Below are 8,306 nucleotides of genomic sequence, written 5' to 3'. Positions count from 1 at the left end.
TTCAACAACGCCCTCGCCGGCGGCTCCGTGCCGGGTCCGTTGCCCCGCGGCGCCGCGATGGACGCGCTCATCGCGCTGGTCGAAGAGGCGACGCTCAGGACTCGGTGATCTCGATCTGACGGAACAGGTCGGCGTGGATCGCCGAGCCGACGGCGTCGAGCACCTCGTCGGCGACCGGCGAATCGACCGTCAGCACCGACAGCGCCTGGCCGCCGGCCGCACGCCGGGCGATCTGCATGCCGGCGATGTTGATGCCGGCCTCGCCGAACTTCTGGCCGTACACCGCGACGATGCCGGGACGGTCGGTGTAGAGCATGACGACGTGGTGTCGCTCGATGGGCAGCTCCACTGCGTAGTCGTTGATGCCGACCAGCTTCTCGATCTGCTTCGTGCCGGTGAGAGTGCCCGAGACCGACAGCTGCGAGCCGTCCGAAAGTGCGCCACGCAGCGTGATGACGTTGCGGTACTCGTCGGACTGGTCATCGACGATCAGACGGGCCTCGACGCCACGCTGCTCAGCCAGCAGCGGCGCGTTCACGTACGACACGCTCTCGCTCACGATGTTGGTGAACACTCCCTTGAGCGCCGCGAGCTTCAGCACGCTGACGTCGTACTGGCTGAGTTCGCCGTGCACCTCGACGTCGAGGCTCGTCAACGGAGAGTGCGCCAGGGCGCTGAAGATCTGACCCAGCTTCTCGACCAGCGGGATGCCGGGGCGGACGTACGGATCGATGACGCCGCCGGCGACGTTGACCGCGTCGGGCACCAGCTCGCCGCCGAGGGCGAGGCGCACGGACTTCGCGACCGAGACACCGGCCTTCTCCTGTGCCTCGTCGGTCGATGCGCCCAGGTGCGGCGTGACGACCACGTTGGGCAGGTCCAGCAGAGCGCGCGCGGTCCCTCCCTCTGCGGGCGGCTCCGAGGTGAAGACGTCGAGCCCCGCGCCGGCGATCTCGCCGGTCGTCAGGGCTGTGTACAGGGCCGCTTCGTCGATGAGGCCGCCGCGTGCCACGTTCACGATGTAGGCGGTGGGCTTCATGAGGCGGAACTGCTCGGTGGAGATCATGCCGCTCGTCTCGGCGGTCTTCGGCATGTGGATGCTGATGAAATCGGACTGCTGCAGCAGCTCGTCCAGCGACAGCAGCTGCACCCCGAGGTGCTGTGCACGGGCGCTCGTGACGTACGGGTCGTAGGCGACGACGTTCATGCCGAACGCCTGCAGCCGCGCCGCGATGAGCGCGCCGATGCGGCCGAGCCCGATGATGCCCACGGTCTTCTCGAACAGCTCGACACCGGTGTACGCGCTGCGCTTCCATTGGCCCGCCGCGAGCGAGGCGTGTGCGGCGGGGATGCGGCGCGCCAGGCTCAGGATGTGGCCGATGGTGAGCTCGGCTGCGGAGATGATGTTGGACGTCGGGGCGTTGACGACCATCACCCCGGCGGTTGTCGCCGCCTTGATGTCGACGTTGTCGAGACCTACTCCCGCGCGGGCGATCACCTGCAGCGACGGGGCGGCGGCGATGGCCTCGGCATCCATCTTGGTGGCCGAGCGGATGAGCACGGCGTGCGCGTCGGCGAGGGCGGGGAGCAGGGCTGCGCGGTCGGCGCCGTCGACGTATCGCACATCGAAATCTGGCCCGAGGGCGTCGATCGTGGCGGGAGAGAGTTCTTCGGCGATGAGCACGACGGGCTGAGGCACGCTGGATCCTTCGGGGCGGCAGCGCACGCGATCGCGTGCACCGCGACTGAGGGGAAGCCCGCCACAGCACGTGGACGGGGCGCGTTCAGCCTATCGCGAGCGCATCGGCGGTCCTGACAGTGTGACGCGGCAGGACTCAGGCGCCGTAGAGCGAGGGCGCTGCCGCGGCGTATGCGAGCACGTCGAGCCAGAACGCCGCCACGAACGCCAGCCCGGTCAGCATGACGGCCACGAACGGCAGCGCGCGGCGGCGCCAGCCGATCGCGAAGGCGATCGCGAAGACGGCAGGCGGGAAGAGCACCGGCAGGAGCAGCACGAACCAGCCGTAGCCGGTGAGCCCCTCCACTCCCCCGGCCTGCTGGAGGAGGAACCCCAGGGCCGTCCAGAACACGAAGGCGTAGAGCAGCAGGAAGGCACCGGCGACCACCGCGATCAGCCATGTCGGCAGCGCCGTGCGCCGGGGGCCGGCGGCCGCGGCGGCGGCGGCGGTCACAGCGTCACTCCCGCGAGGACGAAGGGCCACGGCACCAGCAGCACCGCTCCCGCGGCGAGCAGGGACAGACGCACCCAGGTGCGGGAGGACCGAGTGAGCAGGAACACCGTGGCGAACCAGATCGGCGGAGCCAGCACCGCCATCCACATCGTCACCTGGAAGGCGACGGGGTCGAGGAACAGCTGGGCGATCAGCTGCAGTCGCCCCGCGCCCAGCAGCCATCCGAGCGACAGCAGCAGGTACACGCCCGCGAAGACCCCGACGCCCACGAGGGTGGCGTTGCTCATACCGGGTGCCGGAGCAGCTCCGTCGACGAGGGACTCGTCGCTCGCGGCATCTGCACCGTCAGACCCTTCGAGCTTCTCGCTTCCGCGACCGACCGCGCGGTAGCCCTCGGGCAGGGGGGCCGCTGCGGCCGGATTCACGGCGAGGGTGGGATCGTCGTCCCCCTCCCACGCGAGCGCGTCGTCGTCGGGTCGGGCCATGCCCCCAGGGTAGCCCGTGACCGCGCCCGCCGAAGGATGCCGCACCTTCACGTCCGATGCATGACGAAGGACGTCGCCTCCAGCAGCAGGCTCGGATCCAGGCTCGTGACATACGTGCCGTCACCGCGGCGCACGTCGAGCACGCGGATCAGCCCCGCGGCGGGCGTGCCGCAGCGACGGCGGCGGCAACGACCGTCGCATCGGTGACGTCGTGACCGGCCGTGCCGCCTCCGGGCCCCGCCGATGCGTCCATTCCGGCGCGAGCGCGCGCCGACAGATGCACGGCGTCGACTCCGGATGCCAGGATCGCGGGGATGTCGGCAGGGCTCACTCCCCCGCCCGCCATGACCTCCAACGCGCCGCCGACGCGAGTCACGTAGGCCGCGAGCCGCTCGACGCCGTCGATGCTGCGCAAAGCGCCACCCGAGGTGAGCACCCGGTCGACCCCTTCGGCCAACAGCGCATCGAGCACCTCGTCCGGGTGCGCACTGGCATCGATCGCGCGGTGAAACGTCACCGTCGCGTCGCCCGCCGCCGCACGCCAACGCTGCAGCGCCGCGCGGTCGACGAGTCCCGCCTCGTCCAGGGCCCCCACCACGACGCCGCCCGCACCGCAGGCGACGATCGCGCGCACATCGGCAGCCACCACGGCGATCTCGTCGGCGTCGTACACGAACCCTCCGCCGCGGGGCCGTACCAGGACGTTCACCCGCTCACCGCCGACCGCGTCGCACACCGCCTCCACCAGGGCGAGCGACGGCGTGAGCCCGCCGACCTCGAGGGCCTGGCAGAGCTCCAGCCGATCCGCGCCGGCGGCGATCGCGCTGCGGGCGCCGGCAGCGCTCTGCACGGCGATCTCGACCGCAGCGGTCCCGAAAGCGGCGGTCACGAGGTCACCGTGAGGGCGACGGCGGCTTCGCCGCGCAGGGCGCCGGGAACGATGGCATCCGCCCGCCCGTCCGCGCACGCTGGTCCACGACCACCTCGGTGCTGTCGGCCCAGCCACTGCTGCCTCATGATCACCCTTCGTCGGTGCCCTCCATCCTGACACGTCCATCCGATGTCTCATTCTGGGAAACAACGAGCCCCGCCTCTCCGAAGAGAGACGGGGCTGCGTCTGAGCGGTTCCAGGTCAGCGGGCGGCCTTCTTGTGTCCGGCACTCGGGCCATCGACGACCGTCTCATCGGACGTCGCAGGCAGATCAACGGCCGCCGCAGCGTCGGCCGTCTGCGCGCGCTGCGCCCGGACCTCCGCGTAGGACGTGCCGTAGTAGGCCGCCTCCATGAGCGTGCGCATGTCCGCCAGCAGCGGCATGCGCGGGTTGGCCGGTGCGCACTGGTCGCCGTAGGCGGCCATCGCGAGCTCCTCGAGGCGGCCGATGAAGGATTCCTCCGGCACTCCCTGCGCCTGGAACGAGTCCTCGATGCCCACCGCTGCGCGCAGCTGCTCGACGGCGCGGGCGTAGGACTCGACGCCCTCGTCCGGGGTGGATGCCGGCAGTCCCAGGTGGGCGGCGATCTGCTGGTACCGCTCGGGGGCGACGTAGCGCTCGTACTTCGGCCACCCGGTGACCTTCGCCGGCACCTGACCGTTGTAGCGGATCACGTGGGGCAGGTAGATCGCGTTCGTGCGCCCATGCACCAGGTGGAACTTCGACCCCGTGACGTGGGCCATCGCGTGCACGATCCCGAGGAACGCGTTGCCGAACGCCATGCCCGCGATCGACGCGGCGTTGTGCATCTTCTCGCGCGCCTCCGCGTCCGCCGCATTCTTGCTTCCCGGTTCTGCCTGCGAGCTGCGCACGATGTTCTCGAAGATGAGCTTGATCGCGTGCAACGCCAGCCCGTCCGTGAAGTCGTTCGCGTACACCGACACATAGGCCTCGGTTGCGTGGGTCAGCGCGTCGAAGCCGGCATCTGCGACGAGGAACGCGGGCAGAGCTGCAGTCAGCACCGGATCGACGATCGCGACCGAAGGGGTCAGCGCGTAATCGGCCAAGGGGTACTTCATGCCGGTCTCATCGTCGGTGATCACCGCGAAGGGCGTCATCTCAGACCCCGTCCCCGAGGTCGTCGGCACGCACACGAGCTTCGCCTTCGCTCCGAGCTCGGGGAAGCGGAACGCGCGCTTGCGCACATCGAAGAACTTCTCCCGCATGTCGGAGAAGTGCACATCGGGGTTCTCGTAGAGCAGCCACATGACCTTCGCGGCATCCATCGGCGAACCGCCGCCGAGGGCGATGATCGTGTCTGGCTGGAACTCCCGCATCTTCGCCGCTCCGCGCTGCACGCTCGCGACCGTCGGCTCCGGGAGGACGTCGTCGATGATCTGCAGGTGGACGCGGCGCGGACGGCGGCCGAGCACGTCGAGCACCCGGTCCACGAAGCCCAGCTTGGTCATCGTCGCGTCGGTGACGATCGTCACCCGTTCGACGCCCTTCATGTCGATGAGGTACCGCAGCGCGTTCGGCTCGAAGTACGTCTTGGCCGGCACCTTGAACCACTGCAGGTTGTTGTTGCGACGCCCCACCCTCTTGATGTTGAGCAGGTGCACCGCCGAGACGTTGTCCGCGACCGAGTTGCGCCCGTACGAGCCGCACCCGAGCGTCAGCGAGGGCATGAAGGCGTTGTAGATGTCTCCGATGCCGCCGAGGGCCGCCGGCGCGTTCTCGATGATGCGCACCGCCTTCACCCGGTCGGCGAAGGCAGCGATGACGGCGGGGTCGCTGGAGTGCACGGCGCCGGAGTGCCCGAGCCCGTCGAAGGCGACCATCTGCTCGGCCAGGTCGATGCCCTCCTCGGCGTCGGCGGCGCGGAGCACGGCGAGCACGGGCGCGAGCTTCTCGCGGGTCAGCGGCTCGTGGGGTCCGACGCCGCTCACCTCGGCGAGCAGGATCGAGGTGTCCTCGGGAACGGTGAACCCGGCCATCTGCGCGATCTTCGCCGCGGGCTGCCCCACGACGGCGGCGTTGAGCTTTGCTTCGGCGCACGAGGCATCCTGCGCGCTCACGCCGAAGATCAGCTCCTCCAGCATCCGCTTCTCGTCGGCGTTCACGACGTGGGCATGCAGGCGTGCGAACTCGGCCAGCGCCTCTTCGGCGATGGGCTCGTCGAGGATGACAGCCTGCTCGCTGGCGCACACCATGCCGTTGTCGAAGGACTTCGACAGCACGACGTCGTTGACGGCCCGGCCGACCTTGGCGCTGCGTTCGATGAACGCGGGCACGTTGCCGGCACCGACGCCCAGCGCAGGCTTGCCGCAGGAGTAGGCGGCGCGGACCATGCCGTTGCCGCCGGTGGCGAGGATGAGGGCGACCCCAGGGTGGTTCATCAGCTCACCGGATGCCGCCAGCGAGGGTGCCTCGATCCACTGGATGCAGTCGGCCGGCGCGCCGGCGGCGATCGCCGCGTCGCGCACGACCGTGGCGGCGGCAACCGAGCAGCGCTGCGCCGATGGGTGGAAGGCGAAGACGATGGGGTTGCGGGTCTTGAGGGCGATGAGCGACTTGAAGATGGTCGTGGAGGTCGGGTTCGTCACCGGCGTGATGCCGCACACGACGCCCACGGGTTCGGCGATCTCGGTGATCCCGGTGATGTCGTCGACCGAGATGACCCCGACGGTGCGCTGCTTGATGATCGAGTGGGTGACGTGCTCGCACGCGAACATGTTCTTCACCGCTTTGTCCTCGAAGAGGCCTCGGCCGGTCTCTTCGACCGCCATCACCGCGAGGTCGGCGTGGCGGCTCAGCGCTGCGACCGATGCCTTGCGCACGATGTGGTCGATCTGCTCTTGGGTATAGGGCGCGTAGGCGGTCAGCGCAGCCTGTGCGCGGGCGACCAGTGCGTCGATTTCGGGGGACATTTCTCTCCAACCCGGCACGGGCACTGTACCCGCGCCCTTGCTCTTGACCTCAGCATAGCGCTGTGGTCAGACCACAGCAATGAGGCAAAGAGAAACCCGGTCGCCGCTCCCCCGTTCAGGGGTGCGGCGACCGGGTCAGGGTCGGCTGGCCTCAGCGCGCGGCGCTGCCCTCGACGTAGTCGCTGTCGGTCTGCTTCCACGAGAACAGGGCGCGCAGGTCCTTGCCCACCGCCTCGATGGCATGTGCGGCGGCCTTCTCGCGCAGCTCGCCGAACTCCACGGCACCGGCATCCTGGTCGTTGATGAAGCGCTCGGCGAACGCGCCCGAGCGGATGTCGGCGAGAACGGCCTGCATGTTCTCCTTGACGCGCGGGTCGATCACGCGGGGGCCCGAGACGTAGTCGCCGTACTCGGCGGTGTCCGACACGGACCAGCGCTGCTTGGCGATGCCGCCCTCCCACATGAGGTCGACGATGAGCTTCAGCTCGTGCAGCACCTCGAAGTAGGCGATCTGCGGCTGGTAGCCCGCCTCGGTCAGGGTCTCGAATCCGTACTGCACGAGCTGCGAGACGCCGCCGCAGAGCACGGCCTGCTCGCCGAACAGGTCGGTCTCGGTCTCTTCGGTGAACGTCGTCTTGATGACGCCCGCGCGGGTGCCGCCGATGGCCTTGGCGTACGACAGCGCGAGGTCCCAGGCCTGGCCCGACGCGTCGTTCTCGACGGCGATGATGTCGGGGATGCCCCGGCCGGCGACGAACTCACGCCGCACGGTGTGTCCGGGGGCCTTCGGGGCGACGAGGATCACGTCGACATCCTCGGGCGCCTGGATGTAGCCGAAGCGGATGTTGAACCCGTGCGCGAAGGCGAGGGTCTTGCCCGCCGTGAGGCGCGGCTTGATCTCGTCGTTGTAGATCGAGCGCTGGTGCTGGTCGGGCGCGAGGATCATGATGACGTCGGCCCACTCGGCTGCGTCGGACACCGACTTCACCTCGAAGCCGTCCTCCTGCGCCTTCGCGATGGACTTGCTGCCCTCCTTGAGGGCGATGACGACGTCGACACCGGAGTCGCGCAGGTTCTGGGCGTGGGCGTGGCCCTGCGAGCCGTAGCCGACGATCGCGACCTTCTTGCCCTGGATGAGCGACAGGTCGGCGTCGGAGTCGTAGAAGATCTCGGCCATGTTGTGTGTTTCTCCTTGGGTGGGTGTTCTGTGGGGTCAGCCGCGCAGGACGCGCTCGGTGATGCTCTTGCCGCCGCGACCCATCGCGACCATGCCCGACTGGGCGAGTTCCTTGATGCCGAACGGCTCGACGGCGCGCAGGAACGCGTCGACCTTGCCGCGGTCGCCGGTCACCTCGACCACGACGGCGTCGGTGGCGTAGTCCACCACCGAGGCGCGGAAGAGGTTGACGACCTCGATGACGTTCGAGCGCGTCTGGTTGTCGGCGCGCACCTTGACGAGCATGTGCTCGCGCTGCACCGATGCCGCGGGGTCGAGTTCGACGATCTTGATGACGTTGATGAGCTTGTTCAGCTGCTTGGTCACCTGCTCCAGCGGCAGCTCGTCGACGTCGACCACGACCGTGATGCGCGACAGGCCCGGCACCTCGGTGACGCCGACGGCGAGGGAGTCGATGTTGAACCCGCGCCGGGCGAACAGGCCCGCCACGCGGGTGAGCAGACCGGGTTTGTCCTCCACGAGGAGGCTGAGGACGTGCTTGCTCATCTCAAGCCTCCTGGTCGAAGGTCGGCGCGTGCTCGCGGGCGTAC

The 8,306-nt window shown here is 69.2% G+C and carries 8 protein-coding genes and 1 pseudogene; all 9 read right to left on the bottom strand.

Annotated features, from left to right (window positions below):
* Positions 1–94: 94 nt before the first annotated feature.
* Positions 95–1,699 carry a phosphoglycerate dehydrogenase gene (gene serA / locus NQ160_RS14150; RefSeq protein ID WP_257515851.1) on the bottom strand — a complete coding sequence of 535 codons (1,605 nt, stop codon included), beginning with the start codon at positions 1,697–1,699 and terminating at the stop codon, positions 95–97.
* Between the two features lie 136 nt (positions 1,700–1,835).
* Entirely contained in the window at positions 1,836–2,192 is a 357-nt protein-coding gene (locus NQ160_RS14145; protein WP_257515850.1) for a bacitracin resistance protein, read from the bottom strand.
* Positions 2,189–2,677: a DNA polymerase III subunit gamma/tau gene (locus NQ160_RS14140; protein WP_257515849.1), complete on the bottom strand. Its 489-nt coding sequence runs from the start codon at positions 2,675–2,677 to the stop codon at positions 2,189–2,191. The genes NQ160_RS14145 and NQ160_RS14140 overlap by 4 nt, the downstream gene beginning before the upstream one ends.
* Before the next feature lie 59 nt (positions 2,678–2,736).
* Positions 2,737–2,838: pseudogene (locus NQ160_RS14135) on the bottom strand (GntR family transcriptional regulator); the annotation flags it as partial.
* Positions 2,826–3,566: a copper homeostasis protein CutC gene (locus NQ160_RS14130; protein WP_257515848.1), complete on the bottom strand. Its 741-nt coding sequence runs from the start codon at positions 3,564–3,566 to the stop codon at positions 2,826–2,828. The pseudogene NQ160_RS14135 and the gene NQ160_RS14130, both read right to left, overlap by 13 nt.
* On the bottom strand, positions 3,563–3,694 hold the full coding sequence (locus NQ160_RS14125) for a hypothetical protein (protein ID WP_257515847.1): 132 nt from the start codon (positions 3,692–3,694) through the stop codon (positions 3,563–3,565). The genes NQ160_RS14130 and NQ160_RS14125 overlap by 4 nt, the downstream gene beginning before the upstream one ends.
* 115 nt (positions 3,695–3,809) lie before the next feature.
* The gene (adhE, locus tag NQ160_RS14120) at positions 3,810–6,539 is read right to left on the bottom strand and encodes a bifunctional acetaldehyde-CoA/alcohol dehydrogenase (RefSeq protein WP_257515846.1); all 2,730 of its coding nucleotides are present in this window, start codon (positions 6,537–6,539) and stop codon (positions 3,810–3,812) included.
* 151 nt (positions 6,540–6,690) lie between these two features.
* A complete protein-coding gene (gene ilvC / locus NQ160_RS14115; RefSeq protein WP_257515845.1) occupies positions 6,691–7,716 on the bottom strand; it encodes a ketol-acid reductoisomerase in 1,026 nt (341 codons plus the stop codon).
* 36 nt (positions 7,717–7,752) lie between these two features.
* On the bottom strand, positions 7,753–8,262 hold the full coding sequence (ilvN, locus tag NQ160_RS14110) for an acetolactate synthase small subunit (RefSeq protein WP_257493238.1): 510 nt from the start codon (positions 8,260–8,262) through the stop codon (positions 7,753–7,755).
* Positions 8,263–8,306 lie beyond the last annotated feature (44 nt).

Source organism: Microbacterium sp. zg.Y909, from assembly GCF_024626565.1.
Note: the sequence above shows the minus strand (reverse complement) of the source record. Positions and strands in the feature narration are given on the sequence as shown.